The sequence below is a fragment of the Natrarchaeobius halalkaliphilus genome, from assembly GCF_003841485.1.
Lineage (GTDB): Archaea > Halobacteriota > Halobacteria > Halobacteriales > Natrialbaceae > Natrarchaeobius > Natrarchaeobius halalkaliphilus.
Window position 1 is genome coordinate 115,099 of record NZ_REFY01000005.1, and the last position, 20,119, is coordinate 135,217.

The following is a 20,119-nucleotide window of genomic DNA, read 5'->3' on the forward strand; positions in this document are numbered from 1 at the left end:
AATCAGCTGATACCGTTGATGACGTTTGAATCTACACCATCGAACGCCACATATCGCGGTAATCTATGCTACCTACAAATATATTACAACTCTTTCCAGTTAAGAAAATCCCATTCGAAATATTCGAAAGAGATATGTAGAGAGACATTATGTATCTAAACATGACTCAAACCAATCCTCGTCGACCAGTTAAGACAGTCGATACTGCGATGGATATTATTCAAGTATTAGTTGAGTCTGGTGGAATGACGCTTTCAGAGATTGCCGAGGTAGTTGATCTTGCCGAAAGTACCACCCACCGCCATTTGGCTACATTAGTTTATAATGAATTGGTATTTAGGGATGGAAAACGATACTATCTTAGTTTCCAATTCCTCAATATTGGTACGCAAAAACAATACCGGCACCCACTCTTCAAGGCGGGTCGAGAGTACGTTGATGATCTCGCTGAAAAAACAGGTGAACGGGTCTGGATAAGTACTATGGAGAACGGATATAGTATTAGTCTTTATTGGACTAGTGATAAAAAGCCCTTGTTCCATCACTCTCGAGCAGGTCAACGGCTCCATCTTCACGTATCTTCCGTCGGTAAAGCGATATTGTCCGAATTAACAGATGAGAAAGTTGATTCTATTTTGGACCAACACGGATTACCTGGCTTAACAGATCAAACAATTACTGAAAGAGAAATGTTGTACAGTGAATTAGAGACGATTCAAGAGCAAGGATATGCAACAGATTCAGAAGAAACAGTTAACGGAATGGACAGTATTGCTGTCGCCGTTAGCGATGATGTTGCGGATATTCTTGGTGGAATCGCCATTGGATGTGCGACAAATAATATGACTCGGAATCGTGAGAAAGAATACAAGGATTTATTGCGCGAAACTGCCGCTGAGATGGCAATACGAACCCGATTTTCCTAATAGGACTCTTCTATCACTCCAGAACAATGCTTATTGATACATCAACATAATGGTGTATGGTCAACACTAGTAATTCGAGCTTTTCGAATTGAGGCTGAAGGCGGCAACTGCTCTCTGGATATTACAACCATACTTTTGTAATGTGTGGTGGGATTTCGAGCTTTTCGAATGTCCTCCTGTATTCGAGCCCCTTTCTTTCTTAATCGCAATAGCTCTGCTGCATTTTTTACAAAAAGATTCGAGATACTCGAAGTGTATTGCGGTAGCTTTAGTCCGGATCTTGTCCTAATCGTAGTTTATGATTACACGATTACTCGTAGACACAGCCCAAGAAACGCTTGTACACGCACATGGGCGCCTGGTCTCGGGACGCTGGAGTGGCCGGCGCTCTGTTTGAATCTACCCTGGATAAGCAGGATGGGATGTTTCAAATTCTATGCGTTCTATAACTGTTGCAAATAACCCATGTAAGTTCAGGAAAATACGAATAATTTGATCGATGTATAGTCGGCAGATCACATCCAAAATATTTAGTGAAAGAACGACCAAGTAACGCAGAATGAAAGTCCTTGTCACGGCCAAGGAAGTTGCAACTGTGGAAAACGAGTTCGAAATCGAGGAGATGGCAATTGCCGACCGGTACCTCGGTGCCGATCTCAACGAGTGGGACGATTACGCCGTCGAAGAGGCCGTCCAGCTCAAAGAGGCGGACATCGCCGCCGAGGTCGTCACGGTCACGATCGGTCCCGACGACTGCGAACAGACCATCCGGCAGGCGCTCGCGAAGGGAGCCGACCGGGCTATCCGCGTCTGGGACGACACTCTCGAGGAAGCTACCTTGCTTGACGTCGGTGCCAAGACCGAGCTGCTCGCCGCCGTCGTCGAAGACGAGGAGCCCGATCTCGTGCTTACCGGCGTTCAGTCCGACGACGACAGCTTTGGCGCGACCGGTGTCTCGCTTGCCGAAGCCGTCGACTATGAATGGGCCGCCGTCGTCAATCACCTCGAGCACGACCTCAAGGACGGTGGCGCGTCGATCCGCCGAGAGCTCGAGGGCGGCGTCGAAGAACTCACCGACGTCTCCCTGCCTGCCGTTCTGACCATCCAGACGGGGATCAACGAACCGCGCTACGCCAGCCTGCGCGGGATTCGCCAGGCACAGCGCAAGGAACTCTCCGTCCAGGATCTCGCGGCGCTCGGCGTCGACGAGAGCGCAGTCGACTCCGCGCTTGAGCTGACGGCGATGTACGAACCCGAGAGCCAAAGCGACGTGATGCTCTGGGAGGGCAGTCCCGAGGAGACCGCGGGCGAACTCGCAGAGCTCCTCCGCGAGAAGGGGGTGGCGCAATGACGGACGTTCTGGCCGTCGCCGATCACCGCCGCGGCGAGCTGCGCGACGTCAGCTACGAACTCATCACCGCGGGTCACGCACTGGCCGACGACACCGGCGGTGACCTCCACGTCGCGGTCGTCAGCGGCACCGTCGACGAGTTCGCCGAGAAGTGTAACCGCGAGGGCGTCAACGTAATCCACACAATCGAGTACGGCAAAGAGTTCGATCACGGCGTCTACACCCAGGCGATCGTTCAGCTCGCGGACGAACTCGATCCCCAGTACGTCCTGTTGCCCAACAGCGTCAACGGACTCGACTACGCCCCCGCTGTCGCTAGCCGACTCGACGTTCCGATCGTTACCGATGCGATCGGCCTCGAGAACGACGGCGAGACGCTGGTCGCGACCCGCGAGATGTACGGTGGTAAGGTCGAGACGATGACCGAACTCAAGGAGCCGGCCGTCGCCACGCTTCGCGGAGCCGAGTGGCCCGCGGCGGAGAGGACCGGTGACGCGACGGTCGAAGCCTTCGACGTCGACATCGACGAGGATGCGCTTGGCACGACCGTCAACGGTTTCGAGGAAGTCGCTAGCGGTGACGTCGACATCAGCGAGGCCGACGTGCTCGTCTCGGTCGGCCGCGGCATCGAAGAGGAGGACAATCTCGAGATTATCCACAAGCTCGCCGACGCACTCGGTGCAACGGTCTCCTCGTCGCGTCCGATCGTCGACAACGGCTGGCTCCCGAAAAACCGCCAGGTTGGTCAGTCGGGCAAGGTTGTCACACCTGACGTCTATATCGCGATCGGTATCTCTGGCGCAGTACAGCATGTCGCCGGTATGAAAGGGTCGGATACGATCGTCGCAATCAACACTGACCCCAACGCACCTATCATAGACATCGCCGATTATGCGATCCACGACGACCTCTTCGACGTGGTCCCAGAATTAATCGAGTTGGTCAAATAATAACTTGGCATTGTGATTTAAATAACCCTGGTAAATTATATAATGACTATCGTAGCTCAGACGGAGGTGAGAAGGAGACGTACTGGTGGATTAGCGCCACGGAGTACGCGGTGTTCTCCCTCCTCGCGGCTACACCATCTTCGTCTTCCTCTACGGCGTCTACCGACGATTCGATCCGTACGTCGTCGGCGACGACGACCCGTTTCCTGAACTTACAACAGCAATCGACAACGCCTTTGACCAACTCTCAGTCGTGAATATGAGTGATTACTTCTAATGTCTACTATGGACGAATCTGCCCATATCGATGGGCGTCGTATTCCGGAGCTTCACGTCGGTCACACCAACCTCCAACCTGTTCGACTAATAGAACGTTCAAATAGTGTGCAAAAATTACTACCTTACAAAAATCGCTGAGGAGAACACGGACCTGACCTTCATCCAGACGGCACATTCGCGGAGGTTTAGCTGCAGCTCCTTCACAAGAACTCAACAGGTCAGAACCATTTTTATTTGTCCATTGATTCATCAAGTGGCACGCTACCGTGTCTGACAGGATCGCCGCTCTGGTTCCGTACCAGTACTGCCCAACTCTTTATAATCGACTCAATACTCCTCGTTTTCAGTGAATCAACATCGAAAAGTGGAAGCTTCGAGGCAATTGTTCGCAGGTTCTAGGTGGATTGTCAGTCTGTCCTGTAGATGGGATACGGAACACCACAACCAACGTCCGTGCTATTGTAGGGTTAGAAGTAATTGCTCACACCTTGAACTGAGAATTGATCGAAGGCGTTATCGATTGCTGTTGTAAGCTCAGCAAGTGACTCAAAGAATTGGTTACTGAGAGCCGTTTGTAGTTGTCTTCAGCACTCTTTAACCGGATTTAGACCGGGAGAATACACCGGTAACGTGACGGCTGACGACTTAACGTACGGTGCTCCGTCTAGCACGACGATCAAGCTCTCTTCGAACTTTTTCATAATTCAAGAATGTAATATTTCGTATATTCGCCGGTCATGTACTCTTCGAATCAAGAGAAAAAGCAATCACCATCTTCGGTGATTGTGCCCAAGAGACACGTCCAGTCGCGTTAGCCGGATAATTCGACGGACAGCTACGTGCCGCGTAGTTGGGTGATCAGCGCAATAATTAAACCCTCGATGGAGAGTAAACCATGCATAAGGAGAATTGATTAAGAGCAAGCATGGACAGACGTTCAAACGTTATGCAAGCTACTTTTCTGCGCGGTACGCGGTTCGACTTGATGGATTTCTTGGTTTGATTGATTCAGACTACCGTGGCCTCTATTTCCCGCCGCTTCTTTGACCACCACGGGATTTTCTTGCTCCTCAGAATCAGACCCGACGGCTGTACGGCCTGGTTTGATAGCTCAATGCCGCTTCTTTGAGCAACCGCCGGTAGCTCGGAATTGAGTACTCGATATATAGGTCTCGTCGAGATAGTGCTGTGCGAACGTCGGCACGTCTATCCAACTCCTTCGGGGAATCACTGGACAGTCACTCGTACACTTATTTCTCTTTTCTGAATGTTTTGGTTCCTCAAAGATAAATGATATTAGTAACGGCCTGCTCAAGTGACTCGACACCGACGAGTCGATTGGGCCAGCTGTGGATCGTTCGTCGGCCGGTGTCGTGAAGTTTTTCGACGAAGTTTTCGTCGAGCTAACCATGCAAATAGGAACAAGATGTGGGCCGAAAATTCTAATGGATACTAAAGTCCCCCTGATCCCTATGAGTACCAAAAACCACGAAATAATAGCGTTAGAGGAATGAAGTCGCGTAGTATATTGCTATTCCGAGGCTCGCGAGGTAGCCTATTAACGCGAGCGCGTTTCGTATCCGGGTGTTCGCAAAGCCACCCATGACATCGCGATCGTTTGAGAGAATGAGAATCACGGCACCGAAGTACGGAAGACCGACGATCGAGACCGCCTGCGCCAAGATGAGTGTATCAATCGGATTCTCACCGAGGAGCGACGGGACGAACGCGAACAGCCACGCGACGACTACCAGGGTGATTGCGACCAGCTTGACTGGCTTGCTGTCCATTCCAGTCTCGTAGCCGAGTCCGTCGACGAACATCGTGCTTCCGATCAGGGCGTTGACAACGATCGACGAGAACGCCGCTGCGAACAGTCCAAGCCCGAACAGCAGCGACGCGTTTGTCCCGACCAGCGGCTCGAGCTGAACCGCCATGTCCACCGCGGACTCGGGGATGACTCCGGCGGGATTGAGGACGACCGCGCCCGCAATCATGATGGCAATGAGCATGATTCCCATGAGCGTGATTCCGGCGGCGCTGTCGAAGATTGACTGGCCGATGTCGTCGGTCGTGTACCCCTTCTCTTTCACGAGGTACGTCTGGTAGATTGCGGCGTACAGACTGAAGTACGTCGCCATCATCGCCATGCCGAGGAACACCGCTTGCTGGTCTGGGAACGTCGGCACGAGTCCTGAGGTCGCGTCACCTGGAGAGAAGCCCGTGATCGCGAGCGTTCCGAAGAAGCCGACGATCATCACGAAGATGAGCGCGAAGATGAGCTTCTCGAGCTTGTCGTAGAGGTCCTGGAGCGTGATGAGTGCGATCGCGGCGACGGCGCCAGCGGTTCCCCAGATGAGGGGGCTTCCGCCGACGATCGCCTCCATTCCCAGTCCGATCGCGATCACGTTTCCGGTTTCGTACCCGAGTGACGTCAGGACCGCAAAAATACCACCGACAACGGCCGCGGTTCGTCCGTACTTGTGCTCGACGATCGTCCAGATCGGCTCGTCCGTGACGATGCCGAACCGCGAGGCTATCTCCATGAAGACGATCATGAAGACGCCCGAAAAAACCAGCAGCCACAGCAGCTGGTAGCCGTACAGCGCGCCGGTCATACTCGAGAGAACCAGCGAGCCGGGGCCGAGCGCGACCGCACCGAGGACGAACGCGGGGCCGATCCGTCTGACCGCCGAGCCGAGCGACGGCCACCGAAGGTCCTCGATCGAGCTCGTGGCGTCTCCTTGGGCCACGGTCAGATCCCTCCTGCCGCGATGGTCCGCTTCGTCTCCTCTTGGCGGTCCTCGTCGATCGTCTCGAGGCCGGCATCACGTAGCAGCCGATCCAGCTCGTCGACTTCGTCTTCATTCGGTGCGGGCATCGGCGGTCGCATGAACGGATGCGACGTGAGCCCCCGCAACCACGTCGCGAGCTTGTATCGGATGTGCAGCCGCGAGAACGTCTCGTAAACGTAGCCGAACAGGTCCGACAGTCGCTCGTGCCAGATCCGACGCGCCCGTTCGACGTCGTTCTCCCGCCAGGCCGAGACGTGCTCGAGCATCGGCTCCATCGCGAAGTTCCACGCGCCGGTCACCGTTCCGTCGAACGTACCTGTCGCTTGGGCAGCATGGAAGTGCGATCCCTCTGCGCCGAGGACCGCCACGTGGCGATCCAGCGACCGGAGGTAGGACGCGATCTTCTCGTAGCCCCTGAAATTGTAGGTCATCTTCCAGCCGACGACGTTCGGCTCGGATTCGACGACCGCCTTCGTCGACTCGAGGGGGAGTCCCTCGCCGTACTCGTGGCTCATCGGTGCGGTCGGGTGGACGAGCACCGGAACGTCGGCGACGTCCGCGACCGTCTCGACGTGATTTTGCCAGACCTCCGGGTTGTTCCGTGCGTCGAGGGTCGTCGTCACCTCCATCGTTCCCGCTGGTGGCATTACGAATAGTCCGTCGGCACCTGCCTCGAGGGCGTCCTGCGCGGTGGTTCGGATTTCTTCCCGGCTCACGCCAAAGACGCCGGCGAAGACTGGATACTCGTCGCTCGCCTCTTCGGCCACGAGTTCGACGTTTCGTTGCCGCTCCTCCCGGTCGAGATAGAACACTTCGCCGGCTTCCGGATTTACGATGAACCCGCCACCGAGGGAGTCGAACGTCTCGTTTTCGGTGTAGTACTCGACCAGGTCGCGGGTGGCCGACTCGTCGACATCGTAGCTTCCCTGTTTGAACGGCGTCACGAGCGCCGTGAACAACCGATCGTACTCTCCCCTAGTCATATGGTCTCCCATGACATGGGATTTATTATTGTTTGTAATAAAGCCTTTGTCAGGTCAAATAGATGATCGATTATCGTGTTCTGAGTGAAAACGATCGACGACGGTGGTTCATCGACGAACGGAAAATCGAATTTATTCTCGATCGAACACGTTTTCCGGACGAATCCAGCTGATACTACGAAACGTCCTCCTGGAACGATTCAGGCGGTCTGACCGGACCCCAGGCCGAAAGCGCCCGCTCGAAGGGGAGGTACTCTGTATCGGCGGCTGGATCGACGGTCGCCATCTCTGCAGTGAGTTCGATTCGGTTTCCACCGGGTGTCTGGAAATATGAAAATACGTTGTCTCCGGCGTAGTGTCGGCCGATACCGAACTCGAGCGGAACGTCGTGTTGATTGATCCGATCGATGAACGACTTCATGTGATCGACCGTTTTCACTTCCCAGGAGATGTGGTGCATGGTGCTTTCGGGATCCGGATGCGGGAGGAACGCAACGTCGTGGTGATAGTCTCCCCGTCGCGTGAACGCGCCGCTCCACTCCTCGGCATCGGGGTCGTCCGTTACTGCGGTGGAGACGCTGAAATCGAGGTGGTTGGCGAGGAACGTCGCGTCGTCTTTGACGCGGTGGCTCGCGAGCGTTATGTGATCGACTCCCATCGGCGCAGCGCCGCCGCGGCCGTCTCCGTGCACTTCGTTCGAGTGCTGGTACCGCCGGTCCTCAACCGTGGCGAGTTCCATCCGCGTCCCGGAGGGCAGATCGAACCGGAGACCGGCGGTCTGTCCGGGTTCGTTGCCGTCGTCGCGTTTAACGTCGACCCCCGCGTCGTCGAGACGGGCCTTATACCGCTCGAGTTCGTCCCGATCCGCCACCCGGACAGCGAAGTGATCGATACCCGTGTCGCCTTCGCGGATAGCGATGTCGAAGGTTTCGTCCAGACCCGACCCAAGATACACGCAATCGCCGTCGTCGCGTATTTCGATCAGGCCGACGACATCAGTGTAGAACGCTGTCGCCTCCTCGAGGTCAGTAACTCCTAGCTCTGCGTGTTCAAACCGATGGACACCAGGCATATCACATGAACTCCCGGTCAGTGACATAACATTGCATGTCATGGGGAATATTGCCGGTATGGTGATGGGTTTGTGTCGAGCATACACGTTCCTGATCCGAACTGAAACGCGAGTGACGACATGTCGGCAGCAAACGAATCCGGTTGGAGCCTGTACTCCGAAAGAATTAGGGTTGCACGATTCATCGGTATATCCGATCCCTATGCGTGCTATTACGTATCACGAAACCGGTGGACCGGATGTCCTCCAGGTTGAAGAGAAGACGAAACCCGAACCGGCTTCGGACGAGGTTTTGGTACGGGTAGAGGCGACGAGCGTCAATCAGATCGACACTCTATTCCGCAGTGGCGTGGACATGTTCGTTCCCGACCAATTTCCTGCGGTCGCGGGCGTCGACATGGCAGGCGTCGTCGAAGAAATCGGGTCCGAGGTTGAGGGATTCACGATCGGTGATAGGGTACTTGGTGCGGAGTTTCCCGGCCCGACGGGTGCCAACGCGGAGTACGTCGCTTCATCGCCGGCGTTTCTTGCGCCACTTCCCGAGGAAGTCAGCTTCGAGGCGGGTGCTGGAATCGGCCACGTGGGAATTACATCCTGGCGGTCGCTCGTTGATCATGCGGCTCTAGAGCCGAAAGAGACCTGTCTGATTCACGGCGGTGGCGGCGGACTCGGACCCATCGCTGTCCAGCTTGCTGATCGGATCGGCGGGCGTGTCGTCACCACGTCGTCGTCGCCGGACCGACGAGATGAACTCGAGAGACTTGGCGCGGAGGTCGCCCTCGACTATCGACGTGACGATCTCCAGGAAGCGTTTCTCGAGGCGGCACCAGGGAAGGCGAATGTCATAATCGACGGACACCTCAACAACTACTTCGAGTTCGACCTCGAAGTTCTGGCTCGATTCGGTCGCATCGTCTGTATTGAGTTCACGGGTGACGAAGGCGGAGAGGCGAGCTTTTCACAGTTCCATACGCGACTCGGCAACTGGAAGGAGGCCAGGCTTCACTGGGTTGGCGCTCCCAACGCACCGGACGTCTCTGACGTTCTCGGGCGCCTGGCGGCCCTCGTCGCGAGCGGAGATGTCGAGGTGCCTATCGCGAAGACGTACTCCTTCGACGAGGCCGCCGATGCGCACCAAGCGATGATCGACTCCGATTACTTCGGTAAACTGATCCTCGAACCATAACGCGCGCTCCGCTAACAAACGCCGAGAATAGTTGGTCTCCTCGAACGTTTGCAGACGAGCGTGGATCGGATGCCGTTCCGTAGGATTGGCTGCCGTCCCGGAAATTCGTTTGAGATTAGCAGCATTTTCTGCGGTTAAATCGCCGACTCCACGTTTCGACTGTCAATCCGTATTCGCCGCGGCGTAGGACCCAAATCCCATCGACTTTTTTCGCTGAGATCGTCGAGTTTCTGGAGTAGTACGATCCTCGCGTCAGCTCTCGCCGTTGCGATCCCCATGTCGGCTCTGCGTCCGCTGTCCAGATCACATCCATCTCGTTAGTTACGTTGGTTGGCTCAGCACACTTCGTTCAACCTTGGCGAACAAGTATTTCTGTGGCAACACGAACTGTGATGATTCCTTTAGATAATTGTCAGTATCTGATTATTGATTATTACTTCACGTATTTGTGAGTAATTCGAACGCATTTGCGCCGAGGATCCGCTTCGAATCCGACTCCGAGCACGTCTCAGTGACACTCGTTATGAGCGCCTCGAACGTTTCGGGCGTTCGGGTCTCGTACGGGAAGTCCGTCCCGAACAGCACATGACTCGACGGCAACGTTTCGAGCGTCCGTCGGAGCACGGACGGGGAGCCGTCGTAGCCGGACGTGTCGACGTAGATTCGCGTTTCGAACGTCTCTTCGAACTCCCGATAGGAGACCACGTCGTCGAGACCCGGCCACAGGTCGTCGTCCAACTGCAGGCGAACGCGATCGAGCATCGCCGCCAGATTTCCTCCCGTGTGGTGGTAGACGAGATTCAACTTGGGATGGCGATCGAGAACGCCCTCGTGGATCACCTTGCAGATACTCTCACAGAGCGCCACCTCTCGGCCGAAAATCGCGTTCAACCGCCACGTATCGTCGAGGACGTCCTCGTGTAGGGAGTCGTGCAACTTCGGGTGCACTAGAAGCGGTGCATCGTGCTTTTCGGCGACTCGAAACACCGATTCGAGTTCGTCGTCAATCAACTCGATTCCGTCGGATTTCGTCTCGATCGCACCGCCGTGGTAGCCGGCCTCGAGCGACCGCTCGAGTTCGTTTGCGGCTGCCTCGCCGCCGGCCGCGGTCGGGATCGCAGCGAGTCCGAAGAACTCGTCGAACTCTTCGACGATGCGAAGCAACTCATCATTGGCCGTAGCGGTTTCGTCGGCGTCTCCGTGTCCCATGAAGTACGGCTGTGATAGCACCGTGTAGTCGACCGCGGAGTTCGCGTACCGGCGTTGAACGGCTTTGGCGTCTCGACAGACCGGTGATCCGTCGTTCTCTTCGATGAAGTCGTGATAGTAGGCGAACGCTTCGGGATCGGTCGGATGGACGTGCCCACCGAAATCGACGAGCTGCCGCGTACCTTGACCTGACATTGACTGGATAACGAACCCAAACTCACATAAATATTGGTGCGGGTGAGCGTAGAACAGGGACAATCCGATCGACGGCGTTGCCGACCCGGTACGCCCCCCGCGAGCGGCCGTCGGATCGCGTTTGCCCTCCATACAACCAATAAAGGTACAATCGAAAGACTGCGGCTAGAAATCCGGGAGGGCTACGCAACCCCGACGACGTCGGTCGCCGAGCGGTACGCGTAAGCCCGCTTTTCGAGCTGGCGGAATACGCCGTACTCGATGAGTAGAATAACGATCATGAACAGCACCGCCCACGCCCACGCGAGTTCGTACTGGTAGCTTTCGTACGCCCGAATGAGCATGTAGCCGACGCCGCTGCTCGAGGCGAAGATTTCCGCGATCGTGACGATTTTCCAGGAGATCGCAAGTCCGAACCGAGACGCCGAGAACAGCGCGGGTGCGGTGTTCGGGAGGATTACTCTGCGGAGCAGGCGGGGGTTCGATACGCCGAAAGCTGAACTCATCTTGAGGAGGTCGGTTCGGATATTCTGGACGCCTTTCCAGACGTTGATCGCGATGAATGGGAAGGTCGTTGCGATCGTCGCGACGACCGGTGCCATCGGCGACAGCCCAAGCGAGAGCGTCGAGATCGCGGCCCAGGCGATGGCGGGAATAGAGAGTCCGATTACGATGTACGGTACGAAGAACTTCTCCCCATAGTTGGAGACGCCCATCAACACGCCGATCGTACCACCGAGAATGAACGCGCCCAGGAATCCGAGCAGCGTTCTCCACAGGGTGACGAACAGGTGAGAGAACGCAGCACCGGACTGGATCAACTCGGCCGTTAACACGAGCGTTTCGAACGGGTAGGGCATCAGATTGGCGGGGAATACTGATGCGAGTACGAACCACGCGAGTAGTCCGAACAGGATTCCACCCACTCGCGCGTGCGTCCCGTTCAACTGTTTTCGGTACTGCGTCAGCTTGCGTTTGGAGAGGAGTTGCGCACACATTATTTTTCACCGTTTTTAGAGTTAGAGCGATTGGTGAGAATAGAAAGAATGGCAACGCCTCGCAGTCGATCGCGGTTCATAGATCCACCACCGGTTTCTCTCGCCAGGCGAACACTATCTTCTCAGTCTGCTGGAAGACGCCGTACTCCAGAACCAGAATGATGACCATGAACAGCACGGTCCACGTGATCACGCCGGTCAACGAGAGGACAGACATCTGCCGCGCGATCATGTATCCGATCCCGTTTTGTGCGATGATCAGTTCGGTCAGCGTCGTCACTTTCCAGCAGATCGCGAACGAGTATCTGGCGCCGGAAAACCACTCCGGCATGATCGATCGCAACACGATCCGAGACAGCACTCGCCGCCTCGAGACCGAAAACGAGTGTGCCATCCGAACTAGCTCCTGATCGACGTCTTTCACGCCCTCGTAGACGTTTTGCGTGATGAACGGGAATGCAATCAGTGCACCCGCGACCATCGGCGTCACGTCGCTGAGACCGAACCACATCGCCGAAAACACCGCGGCAAACAGCGTCGGAAGTGCCAGCCCCACGATGACGTAATCCCTGAACGCCTTCTCGAAGAAGGGGCTGATCCCCATCGCGACGCCGAGTGCGGTTCCGACGACGATCGTGAAGACGAATCCGTACAACGATCGACGAAGCGTGACGTAAACGTGGTAGTACCAGTCGTCGGTTAACAGCAACTCGTACAACGAGGACGCGACGAGCGACGGCGATGATATCGTGTCGGCCATGCCGAACGTGTTGGCAAGCACGTGCCAGATGACGAGGAACGAGAGGATCGACTGGACGAAGATGAACTTGTTGTTCGCCACTACCAGTCGCCGAATCGTACCGAGCGCGCCCATTTCTGAGGGGGTATCGTTTTCCGACATCTCTGCTCGTAGTCCGTGTGGTTACAGCGGTTCGAACTGCACGTACTCGTCCCAGTCTGCCGTCACCGTTCCGATCTCTGCGGCCCTGTCGAGATATTCGCGCTCGTTACTCACGAACTCGTCCGTCAGTTCCACGTCGTCGTACACGATGAAGTTATCCGGTGATTCGGGGTGATTCAGCTCGATCGCCCAGTCGTACACGAACTCCGCTTCCTCTTCGGTCTGGCATCCGATGAGCTCCATGTACTCGTCTTGGAAGAACAGGTCGTCGGCTTCGTCGTACAGGATGTTCACGCCCTCTTGCCACGCGTCCGTAACCGCCTCCATGGCCTCCGGATTCTCGTCGACGAAATCAGTCTGTGCGGTCCACGCGTTGTGGATTCCGGTTCCATACCCCATCTCCTGGACCATGTCCATGTTCCAGAACAGGGTCGTCAACTCCGGCTCGTCGCCCGTCATGTACGGTGCGACGCCGTAGTGACCGGACGTGGAGATGACGTCGACTTCCCCGTCCGCCAGCAGTTCCGGCAGCGCGAAGTAATCGGCCGTCGTCACCTCAAAATCCCCGTCGTCTTCCTCGAACGAGAGGTCGAACATCTCCGGCATGATCACCCGGTACTTCGGAACGTCGCCGCCTGCCCACGACCCGATCGCGAACAGTCCGTCGTCCGCGAGAAGCTGCATCGACTCCTCAAGGCTTCCGGAAACGTCCGGATCGTACTCGCTGTCAGCCCGTACCATCAGACCCGGGTACGGGGGGGTGAGTACCGAAACGACCGTCGTCTGAATGTCCCGTTCGGTCCCGAGCTGTGCCGCCTCGAGCGGACTCACGTCCACGATGTCGGCCTCTTCGGACGCGTACAGGGAGGTATTCTCGCTCGACGACGAGACGCTAACGTCGTAGCCCCGGTCGTCGAACTCCTCCTCCAGTATTCCCCGCTCCTGAAGTTCCGTGAGCGTGATCTCTTTGAACCCGCCAGAACTGAACACGAGATCGATCTCCTCGTCGTCATCGTCGCCGAGGCACCCGGCCAAGCCGCTAACAGCAGCAACCCCCGTACCTGTACCGATGGTTTTCAGCACCGTGCGTCGACTGCGAACTTGTGTGTTTCTCTCTGTCATGGCTCGCTGTGACGTAACTAGCCTACTGTGCTCATCATATAAAGATTGTGCACTACACCGCGGCGATTACTCCCGCGGCTTCGAATGCTTTTCGTCGGTAAATCATGTTTCTTACTGTAGATGCTGCTAGGTCCCGACGAGCGGCTCGAGGTGGATGCGCGCCCCGAATCCTCCACTCTCGATTTACAGAAGTGTTTTATACAGCCTTGGTAAATATTGACTCGCAACCGTCTATCGGTCATCTCATGAACTCCGAGCAACACTCCACCTCCGGCGACGTCGGTACGACGCCGTCGTCGTCGTCGATCCACGTCGAAGGACTGGCGAAGGAATACGAGACGAGAAACGGTATCGAACAGGTGTTCGACGACGTTTCGTTCACGATAAACGAGGGAAGCTTCGTGACGCTCATCGGTCGATCGGGGAGCGGAAAGTCGACGCTCCTTTCGATCGTCAGCGGTATCCAAGAGGCGACCAAAGGCCGTGTGCGGTTCGAATCGTCGAGCGGGGACGACATCACCCTCGGACACGTGTTCCAGGAGCCGCGTCTGTTACCCTGGAATACGTGCGTGCAAAATATCGAGTTCGTCCACGAGGACAACGATTCGTTCTCGGAGGAACTCGCGAAGGAGTATCTCGATCTCGTCGGACTGGACGGACAGTACGACAAGTTCCCGACGCAGTTGTCCGGCGGTCAGCAACAGCGAGTCGGAATCGCACGCGCGCTCAGCATCGATCCCGAAATTCTGCTGATGGACGAGCCGTTCAGCAACCTCGACGAGATTACGGCGGCCGAGTTGAGAAAGGAGTTGATCAGCATCTGGTCCGATCTCGGAAAGACCGTCTTCTTCGTTACACACGACATCACCGAGGCGGTCGAACTCTCTGACCGAATACTGATGCTGGGCGACGGCGAGATCTACAGCGACATCTCGGTCGACCTCGAGCGGCCGCGTACCGTCGACTCCGAGGAGTTTCTCACGTTTCAGCAACACGCGATCGAAGAGTTCCACGCGATCAAAAAGACGGCGGGTGCCGACGCGTACTAGTCTTTTTATACGCACTCGCGCCGGCGGCCCATTCATCGACGATCGTACCGAGGTCGTCGGACCGGTACTGGCCGTCGACCACGTCTCCGCGGTGATCGACCGCGATGCGACGACGGCGGTCCCTGTCGTAGATATCACGCCACAAAATTTCGGTGCGGTTTCTCGATCGGTCCGGGAAGCGAGTTTCGGTGGGATTCGAAACTCAAGTGAGCGGTGTAGAAAAATCTCGTCTACTACGCGAAGTCGACCGCGGCGGGCATCTCTCCCGTCATCCGACTCCTCACCAGGTAGTACACGCCGCCGATGAGCAAGGTAGCGAACCACGCACCGAATGCGACCGGGTTCTCGAGAGCCAAGAAGACGAAGAACACGGCGTAGATCGGGAGGGCGATGAAACCCCCCCAGGTCACGGCCTTCGGACTGGTGAAGAACGACCTGTTCGCGCCATTTCGTTCGACCTGATCCGAGTATCTCTTGACGTACCGGATACCCGAGATCGTCACCAGCGAGTAGAGGAAGAGGAACGAGAAGGTGAAGCCGGCGATCAGCATCTGGAACGGCAATCCGAGGAACAGGAACACTATCGCAATCACGAACGAGATCGTCAGCGCGTACATCGGTTCTCCGAACCGGTTCTCTGTTGCGAGAGATTTGGGATACACGTTGAACTGGGAGGGTTCCGCCAAATACCGCCCCGTGAGAGTCATCGCGGCGACGAGGGTCGAGAACGACGCGAACAGCGCCCCGAAAATCGCGGTGAACACGAACGCCGGGCCGCTCAAGATCTGCGACGCGACGTAGGCCACTGTCTCGCCAGCGAGTTCGTCGTGCGGAATCGTCCCAGCTACGACCAGCGTTATCATCGCGCTTAAGATCATCACTCCCAGGATACCGAGAACCAACACGATGGGGACGTTCCGAGAGCCGTCACGAATGTCGGAGCCAAGATCAATTGCGAAAAGTGCACCACCAGCGAGGGTGAACACGAGGGGCCACGTCGCGATGTACGTGGCCGTATCGCCTGCGAAGAACTCAGCGAAATTAGCTGGTTCCATATGCTGTACCCCACCAACTGTCAGCAGCAGGACCGCAACGAACAGAAGCGTGATGAAAAAAATCTCGACCATGCCGACGATCCGAACGCCAAGCGCATTAGTCACGTACGCTAGGGCGAGGACAGCTACCGCATAGGTTATTGGAGGAATCGGCGAATGGACCGTATTCAGGAAATCGCCGGCAGTTATCGCCGCGAGTGGAAGTGCGAACATCGATACGGTGGCGAAGAAGCTGAACGTTCCTGCCGTAGTCAGGAACTGGTTGAGGTGGGTATTGTCGCTCAAATAGCGCGCGGGATACTTGAAGTGACCGAGATTGGTCGGCTCGGATCTCACCAATACGAAATAGGCCGGAAGAATCAGTAGAACCGGTATAACAACGATCAACATTGATGTCACTGCTGACGTGCCCGTGATGTTCACTGCTACTGCTGGAATCACCCAAAGCGAACTACTAAGATTAAGTCCGATAATCCACGCTACGGCACCCAATAGTCCTATCGTTGCTAATTTCTCTGTGTCAGCCTTTGACATACTTATCGATAGTTGTCTTATGTTACTTATATTTTTTGTCGCCAATCACAGGGCAATTTACATTTAAAAGCACTTCGTGACCCCTGTCCCGCATATACAATCACTTCTTCACTGTGACGATCTGTTCCTTGCTTATCCACGACGAGCCACTCCGGTGGTTCGAGGTGTCGAAATTGACTCGGGTTGCCGTCAACCGACTTGGTCCAGCGCTCGTAACCGGCAGGTGAAAGTAACTCACTGACGCTTGAAGTTGGATAGAGCGTAGGCTAACTATTTTGAGCGATCGACGCTAATTAACAGGCGAACATGAACAGACCAGAACAGCAAATCGTTGACGGATACTCATACGTACTCCCGGCCAAGTACAGAGAAGCGCTCGACTCGCACACCAGCGATTCACACGTGGTCTCGGGGCTTCTCGGCTCTATTCCCCAACTCACCGACGTCGACCGCCGACTCGACTCATGGACGGATACGGCGTCGACGTCACCGTTCTGACGCCAGCCAGTCCCCCGGTCGAGACGATCTCCGATCGCCACCGCCGTCGAACTCGCGCGAACGATGAACGAGGGCATCGTCCGGATCGCAACCGAACACCTCGACAGGTTCGCCGGCGTCGCGACCGAGCCAATGAACGATCCGGACGCGATGATCGAAGAACTCGAGCGGGCCGTCACCGATCTCGACGTTCGGTTCGGTCCCAGCCCTCGAGTTCTTCGGCCCGGACAGGCTATTTTCGGGACTGACGCACCGTTTGACGTCGGTGGCGGTGCCGTCAGCATCGAACGATCCCTTAGGGAGTCGGGCAACTGGACGTCTCTGACGCCGACCGACGCCGAATTCACGGCGAGACGATATTCGGTCTACTCTCGTAGCGTCGCTGTCTCGAACGGTGCGAGGTGCGATCAAGGAGACCGAACCTGATTTTCGAGCGTTCCGATCGTTTCGATCTCGACCTCGACCGTATCTCCCGGCTCGAGCGCGCCCTCGCCGGCCCGGTCGGACCACTCCTTCATCGGAATCGTTTCGGCGCTCGTCCCGGCTGGGGTACCGGTTGCGATGACGTCACCCGGAAGCAGTGTAAAGTGACCCGAGATCTCAGCGACGAGTTCGGGAATCGAAAAGAGGAGCTCGTCGGTGTTCGAAGACTGTCTCACCTCGCCGTTGACTCGACAGGTGATGTCTAGCGATTCCTGGAGTTCGGTCTGAACGACGGGGCCGATCGGACAGAACGTATCGAACCCTTTCGCCCGCGCCCATTGCTCTTCCGTGTGTTGCCAGTCGCGTGCGGTGACGTCGTTGACGCACGTGTAGCCCTCGACGTACTCCAGGGCGTTAGCCTCCGAGACTGACGAACAACGTTCCCCGATAACGACGCCCAGTTCGGCCTCGTAATCGAGGAAGTGAGACGACTCGGGAGCGATCACGTCGTCACCGTGTCCAACTATTGACGACGGCGGTTTGAAAAAGAGCATCGGGAACTCCTCCTTCTCGACTTCACCGAGGATCGCACGGACGTGGTCGCGGTAGTTCTTCCCGACCGCGATGATCTTCGTCGGTTCGGACGGCGGAAGAATCTCGACTTTGCCGATCCGATGGGTAGCGTCGTCGGTCGTGATTCGATGGCCATCGACGGTTCCCGTATTCACCGTTCCATCGGAACGAAATCGGACAGTGAGCATAGAAAGCAGTTCGCGAGACGGCCCTTTATTCTTTTCCGCCCATGGGAAGAGGAGAGGTCACCGGCACTTCGTAGTCGGTGGAAGTCACAACGTACGGGTTACACGTTTACGTTACTCGACAAACGATACCGTCGCTTAAGAACACTTCCTCGGGCGAAACCTCAGTCGAGGCCACCACGCTACCGAACTTCGCGTCGATACGGTCGAGACTCCGTTCGCGTGCCTCGAGATCAGCGAAAGCGGTGCAGTCCGAAAGCACGGTCACCCGATAATTCCGATCGAACGCCGACCGGACGGTCGACTCGACGCAGACCTCAGTGATGGTCTCGCCGCCGAGCAGTCGCGAGACGTCGTTGCTCGAGTGGCGTCTGAGCACCCGCGATCGATCGAAACGTCGGAAGTATGGATGTCGGATCGGACGATCGGTGGACTCACTCTCGCTCGAGAACGACGTGAGTCTCGGTGACGTCGACGACGGTTCCGTCGATGGACGCGTGATGATTGTTGCTGATCTCGTCTTCTGTTCTCCTGGCGACGACGTCGCCGGTGGAAACACGATCACCGGGCTCGACGACTGGATCGCCTGGGGTTACCAGTCCCTCGTAGGCGGCGTTGGTGATCAGCGGGATGGAAACCGTCTCGGGTTCGAGGACCGACGGCTGTGTTTCGTGGTCACGGTCGTTCCAGTCACGTTCCTCGAGCACGTTGATCCGGTCTTCTTGTTCCGTGTGTGCCTCGACGGTGGCCTCGTCGAGAACGAGTATCGCGTTCGTTCGCTTTCGGGTACCGAACGCAACTGGAGACTCGTCGATCGCGTAACTCCAGCCCGGTCCACCGTCCGCGAGAACGGCATCGCTCGGAAGCGCGTCCTCGGGGAGGTCGGCCGCCTCCAGAAGATCAGCAGCTGTCGTTCCGACCGGAACGTCCAGACAGCGGTGCGCTGGCGTATCGCCTCCGACGTGAACGTATTTTCGAGTGACCGGAGTGTTCTCAGCGAGCGCGTTGTAGATATTCCACAGCGTTTCGGTATTGTGAACGATCCAGCCGTGATCCGTCGGGAGATCCCGGCCGATCCGTTCGCCCGCCGCCATCATCAACAACACCTGCTCTTCGCTGAAGTCGTAGGTCTCTCCGGTGTACGCGAAGATGATCCCCGTTTCTCCGTCGAGATCCGGCGGTAGTTCGTCCTCGAGGTAGACGTCCGCGTCACAGGCCGTCTCGAACTCTTTCGTCCATTCGTCTCGGTACTTCTGTTTCGTCCCGACGACGATGCGCTCGAACAGATCGGCCTCGAGCATCGCGTCGAAAAACGCTGCGAGCTCCGCTGCGTGTTCCGTTCCGAGCCAGACGTCCGAGTAGTAGTTCGGCTCGCTTTCTTGGTGGTTGACGAGGAGTGAGTGGACGTCCTCCAGTTGCTCCCATTTCGCCCCGGATGGGAAACCCGCACCGCCAGCACCGGCGACTCCAGCTTCGTACAGTCGATCCGGAATCTTTCGAGGATCGAGCTCGATCGAGGTGTTCACTGCCATTCTGTATCTCTATGGCCTCGAGAATCGTATTAAGTGTTTGGAAGCGTTTAGGACCTTATCAAATCATCTAGAAGAGGATTGTGGATGGACACCTCGATGTCGTGCGTTTGGGTGGATGATAACGGTTAATAACTCTCGTCGGTCGGATCTGTGTCTCCCAACCACGATCGTTTCTCCGAACTACCGCCCGTCGATCCGATACACTCGCGTCCAGCCCTACGGGTGTGTTGGGAACCCAGTACCGCAGACCGTCTGTAACCGTGTCGTACTCCAGATTGAACGCGGGCGATACGGAATGTGGGT

General features: G+C 56.5%; 17 protein-coding genes and 1 pseudogene. 6 read left to right on the plus strand and 12 right to left on the minus strand.

The annotated features are described in order from the left end of the window. The first annotated feature begins 161 nt into the window (after positions 1 to 161). The 3 genes from EA462_RS13265 to EA462_RS13275 all read left to right on the plus strand — a co-directional run bounded on the left by EA462_RS13265 (position 162) and on the right by EA462_RS13275 (position 3,227). The gene (locus tag EA462_RS13265; RefSeq protein ID WP_165872069.1) at positions 162 to 926 is read left to right on the plus strand and encodes an IclR family transcriptional regulator; all 765 of its coding nucleotides are present in this window, start codon (positions 162 to 164) and stop codon (positions 924 to 926) included. A 559-nt stretch (positions 927 to 1,485) separates the two neighbouring features. Beyond that, entirely contained in the window at positions 1,486 to 2,277 is a 792-nt protein-coding gene (locus tag EA462_RS13270) for an electron transfer flavoprotein subunit beta/FixA family protein (RefSeq protein ID WP_124179061.1), read from the plus strand. After that, on the plus strand, positions 2,274 to 3,227 hold the full coding sequence (locus EA462_RS13275; RefSeq protein ID WP_124179062.1) for an electron transfer flavoprotein subunit alpha/FixB family protein: 954 nt from the start codon (positions 2,274 to 2,276) through the stop codon (positions 3,225 to 3,227). Before EA462_RS13270 ends, EA462_RS13275 begins: the two co-directional genes overlap by 4 nt. 746 nt (positions 3,228 to 3,973) lie before the next feature. Here the strand turns inward: EA462_RS13275 and EA462_RS17995 are convergent. The 4 genes and pseudogenes from EA462_RS17995 to EA462_RS13295 form a co-directional block, all read right to left on the minus strand. Then, positions 3,974 to 4,317, minus strand: a pseudogene (locus EA462_RS17995) (transposase); the annotation flags it as partial. A gap of 691 nt (positions 4,318 to 5,008) precedes the next feature. Beyond that, on the minus strand, positions 5,009 to 6,259 hold the full coding sequence (locus EA462_RS13285) for an Nramp family divalent metal transporter (RefSeq protein WP_124179063.1): 1,251 nt from the start codon (positions 6,257 to 6,259) through the stop codon (positions 5,009 to 5,011). A 2-nt stretch (positions 6,260 to 6,261) separates the two neighbouring features. Next, positions 6,262 to 7,284 carry a dihydrodipicolinate synthase family protein gene (locus tag EA462_RS13290; RefSeq protein ID WP_165872070.1) on the minus strand — a complete coding sequence of 341 codons (1,023 nt, stop codon included), beginning with the start codon at positions 7,282 to 7,284 and terminating at the stop codon, positions 6,262 to 6,264. Between the two features lie 175 nt (positions 7,285 to 7,459). Beyond that, complete coding sequence (locus tag EA462_RS13295) at positions 7,460 to 8,356, minus strand: VOC family protein (protein WP_165872071.1); 897 nt, start codon at positions 8,354 to 8,356, stop codon at positions 7,460 to 7,462. A 202-nt stretch (positions 8,357 to 8,558) separates the two neighbouring features. On the opposite strand from EA462_RS13295, the gene EA462_RS13300 reads away from it, so the two are divergent. Next, positions 8,559 to 9,542, plus strand: a complete 984-nt coding sequence (locus EA462_RS13300) for a quinone oxidoreductase family protein (protein WP_165872072.1) — start codon at positions 8,559 to 8,561, stop codon at positions 9,540 to 9,542. Positions 9,543 to 9,980: 438 nt separating this feature from the next. Here EA462_RS13300 and EA462_RS13305 read toward each other — a convergent pair whose 3' ends face one another. From EA462_RS13305 to EA462_RS13320, 4 genes are all read right to left on the minus strand, one after another. Beyond that, on the minus strand, positions 9,981 to 10,946 hold the full coding sequence (locus EA462_RS13305) for an amidohydrolase family protein (protein WP_165872073.1): 966 nt from the start codon (positions 10,944 to 10,946) through the stop codon (positions 9,981 to 9,983). Positions 10,947 to 11,128: 182 nt separating this feature from the next. Next, complete coding sequence (locus tag EA462_RS13310) at positions 11,129 to 11,944, minus strand: ABC transporter permease (RefSeq protein WP_124179068.1); 816 nt, start codon at positions 11,942 to 11,944, stop codon at positions 11,129 to 11,131. Positions 11,945 to 12,020: 76 nt separating this feature from the next. After that, a complete protein-coding gene (locus EA462_RS13315) occupies positions 12,021 to 12,845 on the minus strand; it encodes an ABC transporter permease (RefSeq protein WP_124179069.1) in 825 nt (274 codons plus the stop codon). Positions 12,846 to 12,866: 21 nt separating this feature from the next. Then, positions 12,867 to 13,880, minus strand: coding sequence for a hypothetical protein (locus tag EA462_RS13320; protein WP_124179070.1), 1,014 nt, complete (start codon positions 13,878 to 13,880; stop codon positions 12,867 to 12,869). Positions 13,881 to 14,212: 332 nt separating this feature from the next. Between EA462_RS13320 and EA462_RS13325 the strand changes: the two genes are divergently transcribed. Next, the gene (locus tag EA462_RS13325; protein WP_165872074.1) at positions 14,213 to 15,016 is read left to right on the plus strand and encodes an ABC transporter ATP-binding protein; all 804 of its coding nucleotides are present in this window, start codon (positions 14,213 to 14,215) and stop codon (positions 15,014 to 15,016) included. 233 nt (positions 15,017 to 15,249) lie between these two features. On the opposite strand, the gene EA462_RS13330 is transcribed toward EA462_RS13325, so the two are convergent. Continuing rightward, positions 15,250 to 16,605 (minus strand): APC family permease, encoded by a 1,356-nt coding sequence (locus EA462_RS13330; RefSeq protein ID WP_124179072.1) that lies wholly within the window; start codon positions 16,603 to 16,605, stop codon positions 15,250 to 15,252. A 561-nt stretch (positions 16,606 to 17,166) separates the two neighbouring features. Here EA462_RS13330 and EA462_RS13335 point away from each other — a divergent pair. Continuing rightward, the gene (locus tag EA462_RS13335; RefSeq protein WP_124179073.1) at positions 17,167 to 17,529 is read left to right on the plus strand and encodes a hypothetical protein; all 363 of its coding nucleotides are present in this window, start codon (positions 17,167 to 17,169) and stop codon (positions 17,527 to 17,529) included. Here EA462_RS13335 and EA462_RS13340 read toward each other — a convergent pair. The 3 genes from EA462_RS13340 to EA462_RS13350 all read right to left on the minus strand — a co-directional run bounded on the left by EA462_RS13340 (position 17,511) and on the right by EA462_RS13350 (position 19,816). Then, positions 17,511 to 18,287: a fumarylacetoacetate hydrolase family protein gene (locus EA462_RS13340; protein WP_124179074.1), complete on the minus strand. Its 777-nt coding sequence runs from the start codon at positions 18,285 to 18,287 to the stop codon at positions 17,511 to 17,513. The two genes, EA462_RS13335 and EA462_RS13340, sit on opposite strands and share 19 nt — an antisense overlap. A 106-nt stretch (positions 18,288 to 18,393) precedes the next feature. Next, entirely contained in the window at positions 18,394 to 18,663 is a 270-nt protein-coding gene (locus EA462_RS17360; protein WP_165872075.1) for a cysteine hydrolase family protein, read from the minus strand. Positions 18,664 to 18,718: 55 nt separating this feature from the next. Continuing rightward, positions 18,719 to 19,816, minus strand: coding sequence for an NADH dehydrogenase subunit (locus EA462_RS13350; RefSeq protein ID WP_124179076.1), 1,098 nt, complete (start codon positions 19,814 to 19,816; stop codon positions 18,719 to 18,721). Positions 19,817 to 20,119: the final 303 nt, after the last annotated feature.

Coding starts and splice junctions, on each gene's coding strand:
- EA462_RS13295 (WP_165872071.1), bottom strand. CDS start 8,356: ATGCCTGGTGTCCATCGGTTTGAACACGCAGAGCTAGGAGTTACTGAC.
- EA462_RS13270 (WP_124179061.1), top strand. CDS start 1,486: ATGAAAGTCCTTGTCACGGCCAAGGAAGTTGCAACTGTGGAAAACGAG.
- EA462_RS13290 (WP_165872070.1), bottom strand. CDS start 7,284: ATGACTAGGGGAGAGTACGATCGGTTGTTCACGGCGCTCGTGACGCCG.
- EA462_RS13325 (WP_165872074.1), top strand. CDS start 14,213: ATGAACTCCGAGCAACACTCCACCTCCGGCGACGTCGGTACGACGCCG.
- EA462_RS13275 (WP_124179062.1), top strand. CDS start 2,274: ATGACGGACGTTCTGGCCGTCGCCGATCACCGCCGCGGCGAGCTGCGC.
- EA462_RS13340 (WP_124179074.1), bottom strand. CDS start 18,287: ATGCTCACTGTCCGATTTCGTTCCGATGGAACGGTGAATACGGGAACC.
- EA462_RS13305 (WP_165872073.1), bottom strand. CDS start 10,946: ATGTCAGGTCAAGGTACGCGGCAGCTCGTCGATTTCGGTGGGCACGTC.
- EA462_RS13335 (WP_124179073.1), top strand. CDS start 17,167: ATGAACGAGGGCATCGTCCGGATCGCAACCGAACACCTCGACAGGTTC.
- EA462_RS13315 (WP_124179069.1), bottom strand. CDS start 12,845: ATGTCGGAAAACGATACCCCCTCAGAAATGGGCGCGCTCGGTACGATT.
- EA462_RS13300 (WP_165872072.1), top strand. CDS start 8,559: ATGCGTGCTATTACGTATCACGAAACCGGTGGACCGGATGTCCTCCAG.
- EA462_RS13350 (WP_124179076.1), bottom strand. CDS start 19,816: ATGGCAGTGAACACCTCGATCGAGCTCGATCCTCGAAAGATTCCGGAT.
- EA462_RS13265 (WP_165872069.1), top strand. CDS start 162: ATGACTCAAACCAATCCTCGTCGACCAGTTAAGACAGTCGATACTGCG.
- EA462_RS13310 (WP_124179068.1), bottom strand. CDS start 11,944: ATGTGTGCGCAACTCCTCTCCAAACGCAAGCTGACGCAGTACCGAAAA.
- EA462_RS13330 (WP_124179072.1), bottom strand. CDS start 16,605: ATGTCAAAGGCTGACACAGAGAAATTAGCAACGATAGGACTATTGGGT.